The following is an 18,660-nucleotide window of genomic DNA, read 5'->3' as shown; positions in this document are numbered from 1 at the left end:
CCATGACAGCGACCCGGATCGAGTACCACGCCCCCAGCACGCTGGCCCAGGCCGTGGCTCTGCTGGAGGAGCACGGCCACGCGGCCGCCCCCCTCGCCGGCGGCACCGATCTCGTCCCCGCGCTGAAGCACGGCGTCCTCCAGGCGCGCCACCTGGTGAGTCTCGCGCGCATCCCCGGCCACCGGGAGATCGCGATCACCGCCGACGGGGGACTGTCCATCGGCGCATTCGCGACGCTCGCCGACGTTGCCCGCTCGCCGCTGGTCGGTGCGGTGTGTCCGGCGCTGGCCGAGGCGGCGGTCCAGGCGGGCTCCCCGCTGCTCAGGAATCGCGGCACGCTCGGCGGCAATGTCTGTCTCGACACGCGGTGCTGGTACTACAACCAGACGGAGGCCTGGCGGGCCAGCCGGCCTCCCTGCCAGAAGGCCGGCGGCCAGCAGTGCTATGTGAACCAGAAGCAGAACGTCTGCGTCGCCCTGTTCTCCGCCGACACGCCGGCGGTGCTGATCACCGTGGGCGCCCGCGCCACCCTGGCGGGCCCCGCCGGCGAGCGTGCGGTGCCGGTGGAGGCGCTGTACTCGGGGGAGGGGCTCCAGCCCCTGGCCAAGAGCGGGGCGGAGATCCTGACGGAGATCGCGGTGCCCGCCCCTCCGGCGCGCTCGGGGACCGCCTATCTCAAGCACAGCCCCCGCGACTCCATCGACTTCCCGCTGCTCGGCATCGCCGCCGCGGTGGCGCTGTCGGGGGGCGGAACGATCGCCTCCGCCCGCATCGCGCTCACCGGGGCCCGGTCGGCGCCCTGCCGCCTGCCCGAACTCGAGGCGGCGCTCGCCGGAGGTCCGGTCCCCGCCGCCGGCGACCGGGAGCTGGCGCAGCTGGCAACGCGCTCCCTCGGGGCGCTCTTCCTCACGGACGCCGTGCCGCACAAGCGGCGCCTGGCCGGGCTCATGGCGGTGGATGCGGTCGAGCGCGCCGCCGCGCTGGCGCAGGGATGGAGGACGCGATGAAGGAGCTCGTCCAGCTCAGCGTGAATGGCCAGACCCACGACCTGGTGGTTCGCCCGGAGCGGACCCTGCTGGACGTGCTGCGTGAGGACCTCGGGCTGACGGGCTCCAAGCGGGGCTGCGACCTCGGGGCCTGCGGCGCCTGCGCGGTCCTCCTGGACGGCCGTCCGGTCAGCTCCTGCCTCACGCTGGCCGTGGAGGCCTCGGGGCACGAGATCGTTACCGTCGAGGGCCTCGCCCGGGGGGGCGGGCTGCACCCGGTGCAGGAAGCCTTCGTCGAGCACGGCGCCGTGCAATGCGGTTTCTGCACGCCCGGCATGCTGATCACCGTCACGGCGCTGCTCGACGAGCGTCCCGAGCCCACGGAGGCCGAGATCCTGGAGGCGCTGTCGGGCAATCTCTGCCGCTGCACGGGGTACGTGAAGGTCCTCGACGCCGTCCGCACCGCGATCCGGCGCATGAGGCAGCCCGGGCTCCCCGGCTCTGTCGCCCCTGAGGTGCGCGCATGAGCGACTACACAGTCGTCGGCAAGCCGCTGCCTCGCGTGGATGCCCGGGAGAAGGTGACCGGCGCGGCCGGCTACACGGCCGATGTGCGGCTGCCCGGCATGCTGCGCGGGAAGATCCTCAGAAGCCCGTGGCCTCATGCCCGCATCCTCAACGTCGACACGAGCCGGGCGGAGCGTCTCAAGGGCGTCCACGCCGTGGTCACGGGGCGCGACACGGCCGGGCTCAGGGTGGCCTTCGTCGACACGCCCCGTTACCCGGCCGACGAGCCGCCCCTGGCGCTCGACCGCGTGCGCTACATCGGCGACGAGATCGCCGCCGTGGCCGCGGTGGACGCCGAGACGGCCGAGGAGGCCCTCCGGCTCATCCGCGTGGACCACGAGGAGCTGCCCGCGGTCTTCACCGCCCCCGACGCCCTCACCCCCGGCGCCCCCCTGGTGCACGAAGCCGACTATCCTGGCAAGACCATCTGGGAGGACTGGGGCGCGCGGGGCCGCCCCCAGTCCGAGCCCGTGCCGCGCCAGGACAACGTGGCCGCGCGCACCTACGTCGAGTTCGGCGACCTCGGCGGGGGATTCGCCGGCGCGCACCACGTCCGGGAGGACCGCTTCGAGGTGGCGCCGGTGGCGCACGCGCCGCTGGAGCCCCACGCCGCGGTGGCCTTCTGGGACCAGGGCGGCAAGCTCAACATGCATGTCTCGAGCATGGGGATCTTCTACAAGCGCTTCGTGCTCTCCAAGGCCCTGGGTCTGCCGCCGAGCCACGTGCGCATCCACAAGAGCTACGTGGGCGGGGCCTTCGGCGGGAAGATCGACGTCTTCCCCTACGAGATCGCCGCCGCGCTCCTGAGCCGCAAGGCGGGGCGCCCCGTGCTCATCGAGCTCTCCCGCGAGGAGTCGCTCACCACCACCCGCATGGACTTCCAGGCGACGGTGCGCGTCAAGACCGGGGTGAGCCGGGAGGGGATCATCGCGGCCCAGGACATCCAGGTGGTGGTGGACACCGGTGCCTACCGCGGCACCGGTCCCGTGGTCATCTTTCTCTGCTACTCGTACAACATCCCCGTCTACCGCGTCCCGGCCCTGCGCTACGAGGGCCTCGCCGTGTACACGAACAACCCCGTGAAGGGCCCCAAGCGGGGCCATGGGGCCCCCTTCATCCGCTTCGCCGTGGACTCGCACATGGACATGCTGGCCGAGGACCTCGGCATCGACATGGTGGAGCTGATGCGGCGGAACGCGCGGAGCCAGGGCGAGGTCATGCCGACGAGCGGCGATGTCCTGCGCTCCTGCGGCCTGAAGGACGCCATCGAGGCGGCGGCTCGCGACGGGGGCTGGGGGGCGAAGCGCCGGCAGAGCCACTGGACGGGCTCGGAGCGGTTCAAGCGGGGGGTCGGGCTGTCGGCCTGCTCCATGTTCAGCGGGTCGCCGTACTACCCCTTCGCCTCCGCGGCGGTGCTGAAGCTCGCGGACGACGGCGGGGCCACGCTCTTCGCCGGCACGGTGGAGATGGGACAGGGGTCGGAGACGACGCTGTCGCAGATCGCCGCCGAGGAGCTGGGCGTGCCGCTCTCGGACATCCGCATCGTCTCCGGGGACACGGAGCTCACCCCCATCGAGTTCGGCAGCTTCCTGTCAGGCGGCGCCTTCGTCACCGGCAAGGCCGTGCGCCTGGCGGCCGAGGACGCCCGGCGGCAGCTCCTGGAGATGGCCGCGCGGCTGCTGGAGGCCGACGTGCGCGACCTCGAGGCGCGCGACAAGGTCGTGTCGGTGAAGGGGGCCGCCCACCGCCGGCTCTCCTACGGCGCGATCATCGCCGCCAGCGTGAAGCAGGCCAGCGGCGACCCCATCATCGGCAAGGGGTACCACAAGAGCGTCCCCGACGCGGGGCTGCACCCGAGCCTCAGCACGGCCAAGGGGCGTTGGACCGAGGCCTACGGCTTCGCCGCCCAGCTCGCGGAGGTCGAGGTGGACACCTGGACGGGGCGGGTGCGCGTCCTCCGCGTCGTCACCTACCACGACTGCGGCTTCCCGCTGAACCCCCAGATCGTCGAGGGCCAGATCGAGGGCTGCGTCTCCATGGCGCTGGGGCAGACGCTGCAGGAGCGCGTGGACCTCCGCGAGGGGCAGGTCTTCAACCCGGACTTCCTCAACTACCGGATCCCCATCACTCACGACACGCCGGCCATGGTGAGCGGCATGATCCACAGCCAAGAGCCCCACGGCCCCTTCGGCGCCAAGGAGGTCGGCGAGGGCGCCGTCTCGGGTGTGATGGCCGCGGTGGCCAATGCCGTGTACGACGCCGCCGGCGTCCGCATCACGAGCCTCCCCATCATGCCGGCCAGGGTCCTGGCGGCGCTGGACGCGGCGCGCGCGCGGGGCGGGCGCCAGGAGGGCCGGTGAGCAGCGTCTACCGCCGCCTGGCCGAACTCGCGCAGGCGGGGGAGCCGGTGGCCACGGCCACCGTCGTCGCGGCGCGCGGCTCCACACCCCGGGAAGTCGGCGCCTGCATGATCGTCCGCCGGGACGGCGCCATCGTGGGTAGCGTGGGCGGCGGCTGCGGCGAGGCGCAGGTCTTCTGGGAGGCCGCCCGGGTGCTGGAAGAGGGGCGGCCCCGGATCTGCCAGGTGGACCTGACCGGCGAGATGAACGATCTGAGCCCCACCAACTGCGGCGGCGTCATGGAGGTCTTCGTGGACGGCTGGCGCTGGGAGCCTCGGGTGGCCGTCGGGCTCCCTGATCTCGACGTCGTGCGCGGAGTGGAAAGGGCGGAGGCCGCGGGCCGGCCCGTCGCCTGCCTGGTGGCGGTGGCGAACCCGCCAGGCGCCGCCGCGATCCCGGTGGGGGCCAAGTGGCTGGCGGAGCCGGATGGGGCGCTCCTGGGTGCAGCCCCCGGCGGCCTCGATCCCGTGCTCCGCCAGCTGGCGGCGGCGGCCCTGGCGTCGGGGGGAAGCCGCCTCGCCTGGCTACGCCCGTCGGGCTCGTCCTGGGAGCGCGGTGACGAGGGCGAGGGGCTCGGCGTGTTCGTGGAGGCGCGCGCTCCCCGGCCCGAGCTCGTCATCGTGGGGGCGGGGCACATCGCCCTGCCACTGGCCGGGCTGGGCAAGCTCCTCGACTTCGAGGTCACGGTGCTGGACGACCGGGGCGCCTTCGCCAGCCGCGAGCGCTTCCCGGAGGCCGATACCGTCCTGGTGGGGCCCGTGGAGGCCGTGCTGGCGACGCGGCCCATCGGGCCCTCCACGTATCTCGTCCTGGTCACTCGCGGCCATCAGCACGACGAGGCCGCGCTCAGGGCGGTCATCGCCTCGGACGCGGCCTACATCGGGATGATCGGCAGCCGCCGCCGCGTCCAGGAGGTGTTCCGCCACCTCGAGTCAGCGGGGGTGCCCCCTGAGCTCACCGCGCGGGTGCGGGCGCCTATCGGGCTCCGCATCGGCGCAGAGACGCCGGCAGAGATCGCCGTGGCCATCGCCGCGGAGCTGGTCCAGGTACGCTGCGGCGCGGGGCTCCCCGCCGCCAGGCGGTGCGCCGCCCGATGAGGCCCCGGCCCCTGGTGCTGATCAAGGGCGCGGGTGACCTCGCCACCGGCTGCGCGGTGAGGCTCGTCCGGAGCGGATTCGCCGTCGTCATGACGGAGCTGGCAGCGCCCACCGCCGTCAGGCGGGCGGTGGCCTTCTCGGAGGTGGTTCACGAGGGCGCCGTGTCGGTGGAGGGGACCCGCGCGCGGCTCTGCGCGAGCGTGGCCGAGGCGCGCCGCCTCGCGCGCTCGGGGGCCGTGGCCGTGCTCGTGGATCCGGAGGACCGAGCCCGGACCGCCCTCGCGCCAGCCGCCGTCGTCGACGCGCGCATGGCCAAGACGAATCTCGGGACAGCGCGGGGCGAGGCCCCGGTCGTCATCGGCCTCGGGCCCGGCTTCACCGCGGGCGGTGACGTGGACGCGGTGATCGAGACGAATCGCGGCCACGCCCTCGGCTCGGTGATCCTCGACGGGCAGGCGGAGCCCAACACGGGCGTGCCGGGGGAGATCGGAGGCTTCGGCGCCGAGCGCCTCCTCCGGGCCCCCGCCGCGGGATGCCTCCGGGCGCGGTTGGCCATCGGCGAGCGGGTCGAGGCCGGAGCCCTTGTCGGCGAGGTCGACGGACAGCCCGTCACCGCCCGGATCGCGGGAGTCCTGCGCGGTCTCGTCCGGGAGGGAAGCCGGGTGCGCGCCGGCCAGAAGATCGGCGACGTGGATCCCCGCGCGCGCACCGAGCACTGCTTCAGCGTCTCGGACAAGGCCCGCTCCGTGGCAGGCGGAGTCCTCGAGGCGATCCTCCACTTCCGGGCGCGCGCCACCACGGCCGGGACGGCCGCGCGCTGAGGCGGCCGGGGCGCCCACCGCTGCGGTCTGAGAGGAGAGGCTCCCGATGCCCAACACCGTGCTCTACGAGAAGCGGGGGGCGCTGGCATACGTCACGCTCAATCGCCCCGAGGTCCACAACTGCATCGACCCCGAGACGTCCGGGGCGCTGCTGGCCGTCTGGGACGAGGTCAAGCGCGACCGCGACGTGCGGGCGGCGATCCTCACCGGCGCCGGCGACAAGGCCTTCTGCAGCGGGGCCGACCTCAAGACGCTCATCCCCTACATCCGCGACACCTCCGAGGAGGAGAACCGGCGGCGCGCCTTCCAGGGCCCGGGCTGGGCGGGGATCTCGGGCGGCTACGAGATCTACACGCCGATCATCGCCGCCATCAACGGCTACTGCATCGCCGGCGGGCACGAGCTGGCCGAGTTCTGCGACATCCGCATCGCCGCCGAGCACGCTACCTTCGGCCACCAGGAGATCAAGTGGGGGCTCATGCCCGGCGACGGCGGCTGCTCCCGGCTCCAGCGCATCGTCGGGCTGGGCCGGGCCATGGAGATCATCCTCACGGGCAAGATCTACGACGCCCAGGAGGCGTACCGCATCGGCTTCGTCAACCACGTGGTCCCGCTGGCCCGCCTGAGGGACAGGGCCACAGAGATCGCCCAGCAGATCGCCGGCAACGGCCCCCTGGCCACGCGCGCCGCCAAGCAGGCCGTGCTCCACGGCATCGGCCGGCCGCTCAGGGACGGCATCGCCTTCGAGACCGACACCTTCAGCTACCTCTGCCGCTCGGAGGACTGGCTGGCCGGCCACCGGGCGTTCCTCACGCGCTCGACGGCTGTCTTCAGGGGCAGGTGATGGCGCGGCAGCGCCGGGTGCGGGACGCCGGCTCCGTCGTGGGCAAGAAGCGACCGCCGTGGAAGCATCACGGGCTGTGAGGAGGTGAGAGGCATGCGGCTCGAGAACCGGGTCGCCGTAGTCACGGGGGCGGCGCGGGGCATCGGCCGGGCCACGGCGCTGCTGCTGGCGCGGGAGGGCGCCCGCGTGGGCGTGGTGGACGTCGTACCGGAGGTGGCCGAGACCGCCGCGGTCATCGAGCAGGGGGGCGGCCGGGCCGCCTCGGTGGTCTTCGATATCGCCGATCCCGTTCGGGTCCGAGAGGGCGTCGAGGCGCTGCGGCAGGCGCTGGGGCCCATCGACATCCTCGTCAACAACGCCGGCATCGTGAGCAATATCGCCCCGGTGGCGCGGATGATGCCCGAGGCGTGGCAGCGCGAGATCGGCGTGAACCTCTCGGGCGCCTTCCACATGATCCAGGCGGTGATCGGCTCCATGGCCGAGCGCCGCTGGGGGCGGATCGTCAACGTGTCCTCCGTCGCGGCGCTGGGGGGGCTGCACAACCAGGTGGGCTACGCGGCGAGCAAGGCGGGGCTGCTCGGCCTCACGAAGACCGTGACCCTCGAGCATGCCCGGGACGGCATCACCTGCAATGCCGTGCTCCCGGGGCTCATCGCCACGCCGCTGGTTGCCGCCATGCCCGTCGAGATCAGGGAGGGTGCCGTGGCGGTGACGCCGGCCCGCCGGCTCGGCGAGGTCGAGGAGGTGGCCCACCTCATCGCCTTCCTCGTCTCGGACCGCGCCGCCTTCATCAACGGGGCCGAGATCCCGGTGGACGGCGGGCTCAGGCTCAATGCGGCGGCGTTGGGGAGCCGCAAGGAGGCCGGCGCGGCGAGGAGGCCCCCATGACGGAGCGCGCGACCCGCTCGAGGATCCCACTCAAGCCCGTCTACGGCCCCGGAGACGTGGCGGAGCTCCGCTACGACGAGGCCCTCGGCGACCCCGGCGCCTTCCCCTTTACGCGCGGCCGGCGGCCGCCCGAGCAGGGAGCGTCGGCCTGGATCCAGCGCGAGCTGTCGGGAGAGGGCACGCCGTCCCGCTCCAATGCCCAGCTCAAGTACCTCATCGGCACAGGGGCGACGGGCATCGACGTCATCGGCGACACCCCGACCATGGCCTATCTCGATGCCGACCATCCGGCCGCCGCGCACGCAGTGGGGACGCAGGGGGTCTCGCTCTGCTGCCTCGACGATTACCGCCAGCTCTACGCCGACCTGCCGCTCGACGGGCTCACGGTCTCGCAGTCGCTGCCCCCGCTCTTCGGCATGGCGGGCTTCTACCTCGCCGCGCGGGAGCGCGGGATCGAGCCGGCGCGGCTCAGGGGCTCCATCGTCCAGCCGCCCTTCTACTGCGAGGACTGCGGCTACGCCACCCACATGCCCTTCCCGCTCAGGCTCCGGATGACGGCCGACTCCATCGAGTTCGCGAGCCGCGAGATGCCGCGCTTCCACGCCTTCCTCGAGGACACCTACTACATCAGCGACGGTGGGCTCGACGCCGTCGAGGAGATGGCGCTGGGATTCGTGGAGATCCGCCACGTGGTGCGGGAGCTCCGCCGCCGCGGCGTGCCCGTGGACGCCTTCGCCCCGCGCGTCGCCATCCTCGTGAACTGCGGGATGGACTTCTTCGAGGAGATCGCCAAGATCCGCGCCACCCGGCGGCTCTACGCCCGGATGATGCGGGACGAGTTTGGCGCCCGGGACCCGCGGTCGCTGGCCGTGAACATCGCCTCGCATACCTCGGGGCTCTCGCTCACGGCGCAGCAGCCCGTCAACAACATCGTCCGCGGCGCCACGCAGGCGCTCGCGCTGGCCCTGGCCGGGGTGCAGGGCATCGAGATCTCCGGCTTCGACGAGGCCTTCCGCACGCCCAGCCCCGAGGCCCATCTGGTGGGACTGCGCACGCAGCAGGTGATCGCGCTCGAGACCAATGCCGCGCGCGTGGCCGACCCCCTGGGCGGCTCGTACTACGTGGAGGCGCTCACCGACGAGCTGGAGCGACGCATCCGGGAGATGGTGGCGCGCATCGAGGGGCTGGGCGACCCCGGCGCGCTCTGCGACCGGGGCTGGTTCCGGGGGCTCTTCCAGGACGCCATGGAGCGCCACGCGCGGGACGTGCGGGAGGGCACGAGGCCGCAGGTGGGTGTCAACGTCCACCGGATGGCCGCGCACGAGGACACCCTGCTGCGGGACGTGGCGGAGCAGAAGATCGAACCCTCGCGGGAGCAGGTGGGGCGGATCCGCGAGCACAAGCGCTCGCAGGACTCCCGCGGCGTGCGCGGCGCGCTCGCGGGCGTGAGGCGGGCCGCCGGGAACCCGGGCGAGAACCTGATGCCGGCCATCATCGCCGCCACGGCTGCCGGGGCCACCATCGGCGAGATGGCCTGGGTGCTGCGCGCGGCCTACGGCGTCCCCGGCGATCCCTTCGGCATGATGGAGTCGCCGCTGTGAGGCCGGTCCGAGTGCTCATCGGCATGCTCGGCCTCGACCAGCACGAGGTCGGGGCCGTGGCCGTGGCCCGCCTCCTCCGTGATGCCGGCATGGAGGTGATCTATCTCGGCCGGTTCAACCTGCCTCCCGGCATCGTCAAGACCGCGGGCGACGAGAATGCCGACGTCATCGGCCTGTCGTGCCACTCGTGGGAGTACCTGCACTACATCGACGAGCTGCTGGCGCTTCTCCGTCAGCAGGGGCTGTCGATCCCAGTGGTCGTCGGCGGCTCGGTCCTCACCGCGGGCGATGAGTCTCTCCTCCGGGACAAGGGCGTGGCCGCGACCTTCGGCCCCACCTCGTCGGCGGAGGACATCCCCGCAGCGATCCGGAGCTTGGTCACGAGCGCTCGAAGACCGTGACCCGGGCTCCCCCGTCCGAGGCTGCCGCTTCCGCCCGATGCCGTCGAACACGCAGACGATCTCGAAGCCCAGGTGAGCGTCGAGCTCTACAGCCACGCGTTCGCGGCGCTCCAGCAGGCCTGAAGCCAGCCCGCCACGCCCGGGGCGCCCGTCGCCCGATCGGCCCTATCGAACGGGACGATCGACCACCGGCCGATCACGGGGAGGGAGTACGAGGGCGCGCTCGTCCTCGCTGCGAAGTACGGCCTGATCCTGCGCGTCGACCCAGTCGGGGACCACGGGGCGCCGTCCGTAGCGAAGTGAGGAAGAGGGCAAATGGGGCGCGCCGGGTAGCCGGCGGCTCCGACATTTCGAGCCGGTTCCCGGGATCGCTCGAGCTAGCCCGCCGTTCCGCCTTCCGACGCGTTGAGGGCGCTCGACAGAAGCCGTGCCACCGAAAGAACCTCGATCGGGGGCGCCGTGCTCGGCGGGGGCGGCGGCAGGGTGTCGGTGCAGTAGATGCGCCTGACCGCGAGCATTCCCAGTCGCTGCCAGGATGTGCCCGTGAACAGCCCGTGCGTGACCATCACGACGATCGTCCCGACAGCGGCGCGTCCGAGGGCCTCGCAGGCGGAGATCAGGGTTCCGCCGGTGTCCAGGATGTCGTCCACGATGACGGCCGAGGGCCCGACGACCCCGTGAAGTGTCGAATGGAGGACCCCCGTCTCTGTTCGCTTCTTCGTGAAGTAGGCCACCGGCCGCTCGATGCCGGCCAGCCGCCTCACCGCCTCGCACCGTTCGAGCGCGCCCTCGTCGGGGGCGACCAGCGTCGGGTCCTCCGGCGCGACCGAGGTCAAGGCGTCGGCGAAGAGCCCCGCCGGTGAGAGCGACCGGACGGGGATGGGGACCCGCTTGTGGGCGAGGGGACTGTGCACGTCCACCGTGATCACCTCGGTGGTCCCGGAGGCGCGCAATAGCTCGCCCACCCAGGCGGTGCCAAGGCTCTTCCGGGGCTCGTCCCTGTCGTGGCGCGAGTACCCCAGGTACGGTAGGAGCGCGGTGATCCGGGCAGCACCCTCCTTGGCGAGTGTGTGACTCAGTAGCAGAGTGGACAGTAGGTCCGCGTCAGGCGGCGCGACGGATCCCAGCAGCAAGCAAGCCTGGTCGGCGACCGTCGTGTCGATGGCCGCGTGCAGCTCACCGTTGGAAAAGCGCGCGATAGAGAAGTGGCCGCGATCCAGCGCCGCCAGGCGCTCCAGGGCCCCGGCGAGGCCCTCGTAGGCCGGAAGCGAAAAGAGGATCATACAGGACAAGCATGCAAGGCCCCTGCCACGGCCATTTTCCCTCCGAGCCCTGTGGCCGGCCGCATGGGGCCAGCCCGCCCCAGTGTGGAGCCGGCGACCCAGGACAAGGGCAGGGCACGCCGACATCTCCACAGTTCCGCGCTAAGCGATTCTGGCACGGCCGATGCTCGTCCATAGAGGCAGGTTCCGGGGGCCGAGCGCCACGCCGATCTCGGGGGAGCGATCGAGGAAGTTCATGGGGTTTAGTGACCGTGAGGAAGCCGGCCGACAGCTCGCGGAGCGGCTGGCGGCGCTGATTTCTCCCCCCTCCGTGCTCGCCGCGATTCCGCGCGGAGGGGTTGCCGTGGCCCTGCCCGCGGTCCGACGGCTCCGGCTGCCGCTCACGGTCGTGTACGCGCGCAAGCTCACCGCCCCCATCGCCCCCGAGCTCGCCTTCGGGGCGCTGGATGAGGACGGGGAGGTCCTGATGGACGCCGACATCGTGGCCCAGCTCGAGCTCCGGCCCGAGGATATCGAGGCCGCCAAGACGCGGGTGGGAGCGGAGATTCGACGCCGGATGGCGCTCTACAAGGTGCCGCCGCTCGAGCACTATCTTCCCGGCTCGGGCGTCGTGTTGATCGACGACGGGCTGGCCACCGGGCTTACCATGCTGGCGGCGCTCGCCTACGCGCGGCGCCATGGCGCCCGGGACGTCACCGTGGCCGTGCCCTGCGCGGCCGGGGAAGCCGCGCGCCGCTTCCGCCGCGAGGCCGACCGTTTCCTGAGCCTGATCGTGGACGAGTCCTTCGTGGCTGTCGGGAACTACTATCGGGACTTCTCCCCGGTCTCCGACCAACAGGTGCTCGCCATGCTCGCCCGTTCCGGGGAGCGGGACATAGCGGGGAATCCGTGGGGGCTGGCCCTGTCGTTCACCAACGCTCGCGGACTCCGGCTTTCCGGGACCCTGCTCACGCCCGCCACGGGGGGTCCGCATCCCGCGGTGGTCTTCGCCCACGGCTGGGGGAGCGGTCAGGCGAGCCCCCGGAACCGGAAAGTCGCCGAGGAGCTGGTGGCGGAGGGATTCGCCGCGCTCCTGTTCGACTTCACCGGTCACGGGGACAGCGAAGGCACGGAGACGGACAGTACGCTCGACCAGCAGGTCGATGATCTCGGGGCGGCCATCGGGCTCCTGGAAGCCCTCGACGAGGTGGATTCGAGCCGGGTCGGAGTGATGGGGGCCAGCTCGGGTGGCGCCGTGGCCCTGCTGACGGCGGCGCAGGATGCCCGGATCCGAGCCCTGGTCCTTCGCTCGGCGAATCCAACCGGTGCCAAGGCGGCCGCCTCGGCCGTCAACGTGCCGACCCTGTTGATCGTGGGCGAATACGATGAGCCGATCAGGGCCGCCAACGAGGAGCTGCTGGCCGGTCTGACTGGGCCGGCGCGGCTCGAGGTCGTGCCTGGAGGCGACCACCTGTTCGGCGACTTGCAGGCGCTCGGGCAGGCGGCCAGGCTGACGACAGCTTGGTTCGGCCGGCACCTGCGGTGAAGCGAGCGCGGCATGAGGAGCCAGACCTCGGTGGTTGCCCGGTCTGCCACGAGCGCGAGATGAGGTCGGCATGCCCGGGGGCGACTTCAGGGAAGAGCGCGAACGAATGGTCGGGACGCAGATCGCGGCCCGCGGCATCTGGGGACCCATGAGTAAGATGAAAGGATCAAAGCGCGGTCAGCATCGCGCCGGTCGAGTCCTCTCCCCTGGCGCCGCTCGAGACCTGGAGCGCGAATGGCGGAAGCGGGCGATCCAGCGGGGAGTGCTGCCGGTTTCCAGGATTCACCTCCCCCTGCCGCTGCTACGGCACCCCGGCCGCTCGCTGATCGTCGCCAGCGTGGACCCGGTCGGGGGTGCCGCCGCCGAGCCGATCGAAGAGGTGGAACTGGAACAGGCGCTCAGGCAGCGCGCCTGGGCCCGGTCTCTCGAGGCGACCGAGGAGCCCGCCGTGTCGGGATCCGGCCCTGCCGGCCCGCTCGAGGCCTTCGAAGAACAGGAAGAGGAGATCGAAGAAGCCCGACCGCCGGACTCGGTCCAGAGGTACCTCAACGAAATCGGCAAGGCCAAGCTCCTGACGGCGGCGCAGGAAGTCGAGATCGGCCAGCGCGTCGAGGCGGGCCAAACGGAGCTGCGCCGGGCGCTGGTGGCGGTTCCGATCGCGGTCAAGACGTTGCTGGACCTCGCGGCTCGCGTACGGTGCCGCGAGATCCCCTCGGACGACTTGATCCTGTTTCCGGAGACGGGGGAGCCGAGCCCCGCGAAGGTTCGGGCCGTGCTGGCCGCCTTTGCCCGCGTGCGCCGGCTCGCGACGGAGATCGGCAAGCTCGAAGGCGCCCGGCGGGGACCATCGCCGGCGGCCGAACGACGGATCTCTCGCGCTCGGGAACGCCTGCAGCAGATCGTCGCCGAGCTACCCATCAGGTCAGCCGTGGTGGAGGAGCTGGTGGTCGAGCTCGAGCGGCTGAATGCGCGCATGCAGAAGCTCGAAGCCGAGATACCGTCGCGACGCGCGGCCGAGGAACTTCGCACGGTCGAGCGGCACATCGGCCTGCCCCGCGAGGAGTTCCAGGCGCTGGTGGCGCACATCAACGAGAAGGACCAGGTGGTCAGGGAAGCCAAGCGCGCCCTGATCGAGGCCAACCTCCGCCTGGTCGTCTCGGTGGCGAAGCGCTATCTCCGGAGCGGGGTGCCGCTCCTGGACCTCATCCAGGAGGGCAACGTCGGCCTCATCAAGGCCGTGGATCGCTTCCAGTATCGGCGCGGGTTCAGATTCTCGACCTACGCCACGTGGTGGATCAGGCAGGCCATCACGCGGGGCATCGCCGACCGTGCGCGAACGATCCGCATCCCCGTGCACCTGGTGCAGACGTTGACTCTTCTCTCCGGCGCGCGCCGAGCACTGGCCGAGGAGTTGGGGCGTGAGCCCACGGTGGAGGAACTGGCCCGACGGATGCGGATGCCCGCGCAGAAGATCCGACCGCTTCTCGAGACTCCGACGGCGCCTCTGTCCCTGGAAATGCCGATTCACAACGAGCGCGGGACGAAGCTCGCCGATTCTATCGAGGACAAGCAGGCCACCCCTCCCGATGCCTCCGTGCTCACCGAGGACATGGCCGCCCAGGTGGGGCAGGCGCTCGCCACGTTGTCGGGCAGGGAGCGGGAGATCCTCCGTCTGCGATTCGGCATCGGGACCGATCACGAGCACTCCCTTGAGGAAATCGGCGCGCAGCTGTCGTTGACGCGGGAGCGGATCCGACAGATCGCGACAGGAGCGCTGCAAAAGCTCCGCGAGCCCCTGGGCGGGCGGGATCTCAGAGTATTGATCGAGGCGAGTTGACCGTGCCCCCCCGTCGGTGAGGTCGATGCTCCGGGGATGTCTCTGCACGTCAAAGGCGGCCGCAGGGAGAGCCCGATGGAAGAACGCGAGTTTCTCGCCCGAATCCAGGACCTGGCAGGCTTGCCGAGCTCGAAGGAAGCCGATCGGTGGGCGATCACCGTCCTCCTCGGCTTGATTCATCTCCTGCCGGACCGCCACAAGCGGCGCCGCTTGATCACCCAGCTTCCCGGTACCGTCAAGGCGAGGCTTCAGGACGAGCCGCCCGGCGTGTTTCTCATGGATCTGGACACGTTCCTGCAGCACGTCGCCGCGGGTCTCGGCGCGCACGCGCCGGAGGGCGCACGCGCCGTGCGCGTCGTGTACCGTGCGCTGCGTGAAGCGGTCTCCCCCGGTGAGCTCGCCAGGGCCGAGGCCTATTTTCCCCATGACGTCGCGACCTTTCTCAGGCACGCCGCATGAAGCAACGATCTGGTCCGAAGCAGCGTGAGCAATTACCGCGGAGGTCGTCCTATGCCCAAGCGCCCCGCGATGCCAGCCGCCCTCGAAGATCTCGCGGTCTCGATCCAGCTCCCCGATCGGCGTGGTGGAGCGACGCGTGGGCGTTCGCCCAGGCCAGCACGGCCACGCACCCTTTTCGCGAGGTCGCCGATCTCGCACTCGAGGTGCTGGCCGGCGTGGTGCCGCGCTGGCCGCTGCTCGACCGCTGGAACCGGTGGTGCCTCGCCGGGGGAATGAGCTTCTTCGTCTGGCAGCCACACTCACACGAGCTGGACCAGGGTCAGCGGCTTGAGGTCCTCGTCACCGCCTCCCTCATGCCTCTGCGGCCTGCGCGGTCGCGTGCCGAGGCGCCCATGCCTCAGGTGTCGCGGGAATTCCGTATGGCGCCATGGCTGCTGGCAGCGGAAATAGGCTCGGCTACAAGCATGCAGTCGAGGCATCAAGCTTGCAACATCATCGGTCAAACACGTAATTCACGGAGGGACGGCCATGCTCGGAAAAGTATGCACGAAGCCGGTAGTCACAGCGCCCCCTACCATGAGCGTGGCGGAAGCCGCCCGCATCATGCGGGCGAAGAACGTCGGAACGGTCGTGGTGGTCAATGCCGGCCAGCCGATCGGCCTCCTCACGGACCGGGATATCCTCGTGGATGTGCTCGCCCAGGGCAAGCATGCCGACGCGGTACCGGTGAGCGAGGTGATGCGAAAGGAGCCCGTCGTGATCGGCGCCGAGGAGGGGATCTTCGACGCCGCGAAGCTGTTCGCCAAGACCGGGGTAAGGCGGCTCCCGGTGGTGGCCAAGGACGGCAAGTTGCTCGGGATCATCACGATGGACGATGTCCTGATGCTCCTCGGCAATGAGATGGGGCATATTGCGTCGGCCTTGTCGGCGGAGCTCCGGAGCGCCGCCTAGGAGTCTTCGGAGCAAGACTTACCCGACGCGATCGCCGGTCGAGCGCTGGTTTTGCCGGGCGCAATCGACTCCTGGGGGAGGCGGCTCGGCGGGGGCGCCAGCCTGTCCAGGCCCCGGGGGCCGACGAGGAGGCGCACCACCGCCTCGTCAGTGACGGGGGCGCCGAGGGGGACGCCGGCGATGTCCGCGGCCAGCGCCGAGCGGAAGACATGGGCCTCGTCGAGCGGCGCGCCGAGGGCGTCGGCCCCGACCACGAGCACGCAGTGGGTCGAGGAGGACGCCCAGGCCGGCTCGCCCTCGCGCGCTGCCTTCAGCGGCCGCCCGGCGCTGCCGTCGGCCTCCACGATGATCACCTCGGCCGCGCCCGCGACGGCGAGGGCGTCCACGAGGGCGCAGGAGATGCCCGCGAGCTTGCCGTCCGGATTCCGCCGCAGGGCCACGGTCAGGTGCCCGTGCTTGGCCAGGAGGGGCCCGATGGCCTGCTCGCCGTCGGGGTGCTCCTCCAGCACGAGAAGGGCCCGGCTCTCGTCCGTCCCTGGAGGGTAGATGCGGGTGGTGGTGGTCGTGAGGACGCGGCGCCCCTCGGCCAGCAGGGCGCGCGCCAGGGCGTACATGAGCGCGGTCTTGCCGCCTGCGCCTGCCAGGCTGAGGACGCGGCCCGGCCCGACGTCGAAGGCCTCGAGAAGCGGGCGCGCGCGCGTCACGCCGAGCAACTTCCCACAGGCGGCATGCCTTGACAAGCCGCGCGGCCCCGCCTATAAGAGCCTGAGTCCGCGCCACGGTGCGGGCCCTCGCTGGCCGGCTGGATGTCGCCTCCGGGGCGAGCCACTGCCACACGGACAGCAAGGAAGGCCTGCTCCGGAGATCGTCCGGCAGTTCGTGGAGTCATCATGACCAACTCGATCGTTGCCTATCTCGACAAGCACATCGCCGCGGGCCAGGGCGGGCGCACCGCCATCGTGACGCCGACAGGGAGCCACACCTACGCCGAGGTCCTCGCCGCCTCCTGCCGGGCGGGGAACGCGCTGCGCCGGCTGGGGGTCGAGCCCGAGCAGCGCGTGGCGATGCTCCTCGCCGACGGGCTCCCCTTCGTCGCCACGTTCTTCGGCACCCTCCGGATCGGCGCCGTCGCCGTGCCGCTGAACACCCGCCTGAGAGCCGAGGACTATGCCGCGCTCCTCCGCGACAGCCGCGCGAAGGTCCTCGTCGCAGACGCCGCGGCGGCGGAGGGGCTGCGCGGGGCGCTGGCGGGACTGCCGCACCTGCGCGCCGTCGTCACCGCCGAGCCCTGCCCGGGCTTCCCGAGCCTGGACCGCCTGTGCGCGAGGGCGGCGCCTGCGCTCGGGCCCGAGCCGGTGAGCGGGGACGACATGGCCTTCTGGCTTTACACCTCCGGCACCACGGGAGTGCCCAAGGGGGCCATCCACCTCCACCGCGATCATCTCGCCTGCCACCACTACGCCGACGACGTGCTCGGGGTGACGGCCGAGGACCGCGTCCTCGCCACCTCGAGGCTCTTCTTCGCCTACGCCCTCGGCAACTCCTTCCTCCTCCCCTTCTTCGCCGGGGCCCGCACCTTCCTCGACCCGGCGTGGCCCGATCCGGCCGCGGTCGCCGAGAACATGCTCCGCTTCGAGCCCACGATCCTGTTCTCGGTGCCCACCTTCTTCGCCCGCCTGCTCAGGGCCGATCCGCCGCCGGCGGCGTTCCGTTCGCTGCGCTTCGCGGTCTCGGCGGGCGAGCGCCTCCCCGCCGAGCTCTACCGTGTCTACCGCGACCGTTTCGGGCTCGAGATCCTGGACGGGATCGGGGCGACGGAGACGGTGTTCATGGTCATCTCCAACCGGCCGGGACAGAGCCGGCCCGGCTCGACGGGCACGCCCGTGCCCGGCACCGATGTCCGCCTGCTGGACGCCGGCGGGCGCGAGGTCGGGGACGGCGAGGAGGGCATCCTGCACGTCAGGACGGGGTCGGCCAGCCCCGGGTACTGGAACCGGCTGGAGCGCTCGCGCGCCACCTTCATCGGAGAGTGGTTCCGCACGGGCGACGTCTACCGCCGCGACGCCGACGGCTTCTACTACCACTGCGGGCGCGAGGACGACTTCTTCAAGGTCGCCGGCATGTGGGTCGCGCCGGCCGACGTCGAGACGGCCCTGCTCTCACATCCCGGCGTGGCCGAGGCGGGCGCCGTCGGGAGCGAGGAGGGGAGCGGCCTCGTCAAGTGCTTTGCCTTCGTCGTGCCGAAGGACGAGACGAAGCCCGCGGACGAGCTGGTGGCCGAGCTCCGCGAACTGGCGGAGAGCACGCTCGCCCCCCACCAGCGCCCGCGGAAGATCGTGGTCGTCCCCGAGCTGCCGCGCACCGCCACGGGGAAGCTCCAGCGCTTCGTCCTGAAGGCGAACATCCGCTGATGGTGAGCCATACCGAGGTGATCCGCGTGCGCTGGAGCGAGGCCGATCCAGCGGGGATCGCCTCCCACCCGCCGCTCCCTCGAGCGGGTAGCGTGGATCCGCGCGGGCCAGAAGGGGGTTTATGGGACGTGGGGGTTCGGTGTAGGCTTGGGGGGCCCGATCGCTCCCGGGGGCAGGCGGCGTTCCGATGCTCTCCGGCGAGACCGTCTCATCGCACACATTGAGGAGGACACACGCATGGATCGGATGACGCGAAGGACGTTTCTCGGCGCGACCTCCATGGCGGCCGCCGGCGCGGCAGTGGGACCGTGGGTGCTCCGGGCCCACGCGCAGGGCGGCCCCGTCAAGGTCGGTATCCTGCTGCCCTACTCGGGGGTGTACGCGGTGCTGGGCGAGAGCATCACGCAGGCGATGGAGCTGGTCTTCGCTCGGGAGAGCTGGACCGTCGCTGGCCGGAAGATCGAGCTCATCAAGGAGGACACGGAGGCCAAGCCCCCGGTGGGCATCCGCAAGGCGGACAAGCTCATCGACTCGGACAAGGTCGACATCCTCACGGGCCCCGTGCACAGCGGCGTGCTCATGGGCATGCGG

Annotated in this window: 17 protein-coding genes; 15 read left to right on the top strand and 2 right to left on the bottom strand. The window is 71.6% G+C overall.

Annotated elements, in window-relative coordinates:
- Positions 1–2 precede the first annotated feature (2 nt).
- The 9 genes from HYV93_22860 to HYV93_22820 all read left to right on the top strand — a co-directional run bounded on the left by HYV93_22860 (position 3) and on the right by HYV93_22820 (position 9,603).
- Positions 3–1,007 carry an FAD binding domain-containing protein gene (locus HYV93_22860; protein MBI2528810.1) on the top strand — a complete coding sequence of 335 codons (1,005 nt, stop codon included), beginning with the start codon at positions 3–5 and terminating at the stop codon, positions 1,005–1,007.
- Positions 1,004–1,513 (top strand): (2Fe-2S)-binding protein, encoded by a 510-nt coding sequence (locus tag HYV93_22855; GenBank protein ID MBI2528809.1) that lies wholly within the window; start codon positions 1,004–1,006, stop codon positions 1,511–1,513. Before HYV93_22860 ends, HYV93_22855 begins: the two co-directional genes overlap by 4 nt.
- Entirely contained in the window at positions 1,510–3,912 is a 2,403-nt protein-coding gene (locus tag HYV93_22850; protein MBI2528808.1) for a molybdopterin-dependent oxidoreductase, read from the top strand. The genes HYV93_22855 and HYV93_22850 overlap by 4 nt, the downstream gene beginning before the upstream one ends.
- Positions 3,909–5,048, top strand: coding sequence for an XdhC family protein (locus tag HYV93_22845; protein ID MBI2528807.1), 1,140 nt, complete (start codon positions 3,909–3,911; stop codon positions 5,046–5,048). Before HYV93_22850 ends, HYV93_22845 begins: the two co-directional genes overlap by 4 nt.
- Entirely contained in the window at positions 5,045–5,869 is an 825-nt protein-coding gene (locus HYV93_22840) for an EF2563 family selenium-dependent molybdenum hydroxylase system protein (protein MBI2528806.1), read from the top strand. The genes HYV93_22845 and HYV93_22840 overlap by 4 nt, the downstream gene beginning before the upstream one ends.
- A gap of 46 nt (positions 5,870–5,915) precedes the next feature.
- On the top strand, positions 5,916–6,713 hold the full coding sequence (locus tag HYV93_22835) for an enoyl-CoA hydratase/isomerase family protein (GenBank protein ID MBI2528805.1): 798 nt from the start codon (positions 5,916–5,918) through the stop codon (positions 6,711–6,713).
- 93 nt (positions 6,714–6,806) lie between these two features.
- Positions 6,807–7,601, top strand: coding sequence for an SDR family oxidoreductase (locus HYV93_22830; protein ID MBI2528804.1), 795 nt, complete (start codon positions 6,807–6,809; stop codon positions 7,599–7,601).
- Positions 7,598–9,202 carry a hypothetical protein gene (locus tag HYV93_22825; GenBank protein MBI2528803.1) on the top strand — a complete coding sequence of 535 codons (1,605 nt, stop codon included), beginning with the start codon at positions 7,598–7,600 and terminating at the stop codon, positions 9,200–9,202. Before HYV93_22830 ends, HYV93_22825 begins: the two co-directional genes overlap by 4 nt.
- The gene (locus HYV93_22820; GenBank protein MBI2528802.1) at positions 9,199–9,603 is read left to right on the top strand and encodes a cobalamin B12-binding domain-containing protein; all 405 of its coding nucleotides are present in this window, start codon (positions 9,199–9,201) and stop codon (positions 9,601–9,603) included. Before HYV93_22825 ends, HYV93_22820 begins: the two co-directional genes overlap by 4 nt.
- A gap of 377 nt (positions 9,604–9,980) precedes the next feature.
- On the opposite strand, the gene HYV93_22815 is transcribed toward HYV93_22820, so the two are convergent.
- A complete protein-coding gene (locus HYV93_22815) occupies positions 9,981–10,886 on the bottom strand; it encodes a ribose-phosphate pyrophosphokinase (GenBank protein MBI2528801.1) in 906 nt (301 codons plus the stop codon).
- 235 nt (positions 10,887–11,121) lie between these two features.
- Between HYV93_22815 and HYV93_22810 the strand changes: the two genes are divergently transcribed.
- The 4 genes from HYV93_22810 (at position 11,122) to HYV93_22795 (ending at position 15,658) form a co-directional block, all read left to right on the top strand.
- Positions 11,122–12,411 (top strand): alpha/beta fold hydrolase, encoded by a 1,290-nt coding sequence (locus tag HYV93_22810; GenBank protein MBI2528800.1) that lies wholly within the window; start codon positions 11,122–11,124, stop codon positions 12,409–12,411.
- Positions 12,412–12,481: 70 nt separating this feature from the next.
- A complete protein-coding gene (locus HYV93_22805; protein MBI2528799.1) occupies positions 12,482–14,248 on the top strand; it encodes a sigma-70 family RNA polymerase sigma factor in 1,767 nt (588 codons plus the stop codon).
- 75 nt (positions 14,249–14,323) lie between these two features.
- On the top strand, positions 14,324–14,707 hold the full coding sequence (locus HYV93_22800; protein MBI2528798.1) for a DUF2267 domain-containing protein: 384 nt from the start codon (positions 14,324–14,326) through the stop codon (positions 14,705–14,707).
- 528 nt (positions 14,708–15,235) lie between these two features.
- Positions 15,236–15,658 carry a CBS domain-containing protein gene (locus HYV93_22795; protein MBI2528797.1) on the top strand — a complete coding sequence of 141 codons (423 nt, stop codon included), beginning with the start codon at positions 15,236–15,238 and terminating at the stop codon, positions 15,656–15,658.
- On the opposite strand, the gene yqeC is transcribed toward HYV93_22795, so the two are convergent.
- Positions 15,655–16,362 carry a putative selenium-dependent hydroxylase accessory protein YqeC gene (gene yqeC, locus HYV93_22790; protein ID MBI2528796.1) on the bottom strand — a complete coding sequence of 236 codons (708 nt, stop codon included), beginning with the start codon at positions 16,360–16,362 and terminating at the stop codon, positions 15,655–15,657. The genes HYV93_22795 and yqeC overlap by 4 nt on opposite strands.
- 186 nt (positions 16,363–16,548) lie before the next feature.
- Between yqeC and HYV93_22785 the strand changes: the two genes are divergently transcribed.
- Both HYV93_22785 and HYV93_22780 read left to right on the top strand, forming a co-directional pair.
- Entirely contained in the window at positions 16,549–18,069 is a 1,521-nt protein-coding gene (locus HYV93_22785) for a benzoate-CoA ligase family protein (protein ID MBI2528795.1), read from the top strand.
- Positions 18,070–18,306: 237 nt separating this feature from the next.
- Positions 18,307–18,660: ABC transporter substrate-binding protein (locus HYV93_22780; GenBank protein MBI2528794.1), on the top strand; the 354-nt coding region annotated here is incomplete at its 3' end.

This window comes from Candidatus Rokuibacteriota bacterium (genome assembly GCA_016188005.1).
In the GTDB taxonomy this organism is placed as follows: Bacteria; Methylomirabilota; Methylomirabilia; order Rokubacteriales; family CSP1-6; genus UBA12499.
This window is presented reverse-complemented; position numbering and strand designations above follow the sequence as displayed.

Bases quoted from the DNA above. Each gene is read 5' to 3' on its own strand.
- HYV93_22840 (MBI2528806.1), top strand. From the start codon at position 5,045: ATGAGGCCCCGGCCCCTGGTGCTGATCAAGGGCGCGGGTGACCTCGCC.
- HYV93_22860 (MBI2528810.1), top strand. From the start codon at position 3: ATGACAGCGACCCGGATCGAGTACCACGCCCCCAGCACGCTGGCCCAG.
- HYV93_22805 (MBI2528799.1), top strand. From the start codon at position 12,482: ATGCCCGGGGGCGACTTCAGGGAAGAGCGCGAACGAATGGTCGGGACG.
- HYV93_22830 (MBI2528804.1), top strand. From the start codon at position 6,807: ATGCGGCTCGAGAACCGGGTCGCCGTAGTCACGGGGGCGGCGCGGGGC.
- HYV93_22815 (MBI2528801.1), bottom strand. From the start codon at position 10,886: ATGATCCTCTTTTCGCTTCCGGCCTACGAGGGCCTCGCCGGGGCCCTG.
- HYV93_22785 (MBI2528795.1), top strand. From the start codon at position 16,549: ATGACCAACTCGATCGTTGCCTATCTCGACAAGCACATCGCCGCGGGC.
- HYV93_22810 (MBI2528800.1), top strand. From the start codon at position 11,122: ATGGGGTTTAGTGACCGTGAGGAAGCCGGCCGACAGCTCGCGGAGCGG.
- HYV93_22835 (MBI2528805.1), top strand. From the start codon at position 5,916: ATGCCCAACACCGTGCTCTACGAGAAGCGGGGGGCGCTGGCATACGTC.
- HYV93_22825 (MBI2528803.1), top strand. From the start codon at position 7,598: ATGACGGAGCGCGCGACCCGCTCGAGGATCCCACTCAAGCCCGTCTAC.
- HYV93_22855 (MBI2528809.1), top strand. From the start codon at position 1,004: ATGAAGGAGCTCGTCCAGCTCAGCGTGAATGGCCAGACCCACGACCTG.
- HYV93_22850 (MBI2528808.1), top strand. From the start codon at position 1,510: ATGAGCGACTACACAGTCGTCGGCAAGCCGCTGCCTCGCGTGGATGCC.
- HYV93_22800 (MBI2528798.1), top strand. From the start codon at position 14,324: ATGGAAGAACGCGAGTTTCTCGCCCGAATCCAGGACCTGGCAGGCTTG.
- HYV93_22795 (MBI2528797.1), top strand. From the start codon at position 15,236: ATGCTCGGAAAAGTATGCACGAAGCCGGTAGTCACAGCGCCCCCTACC.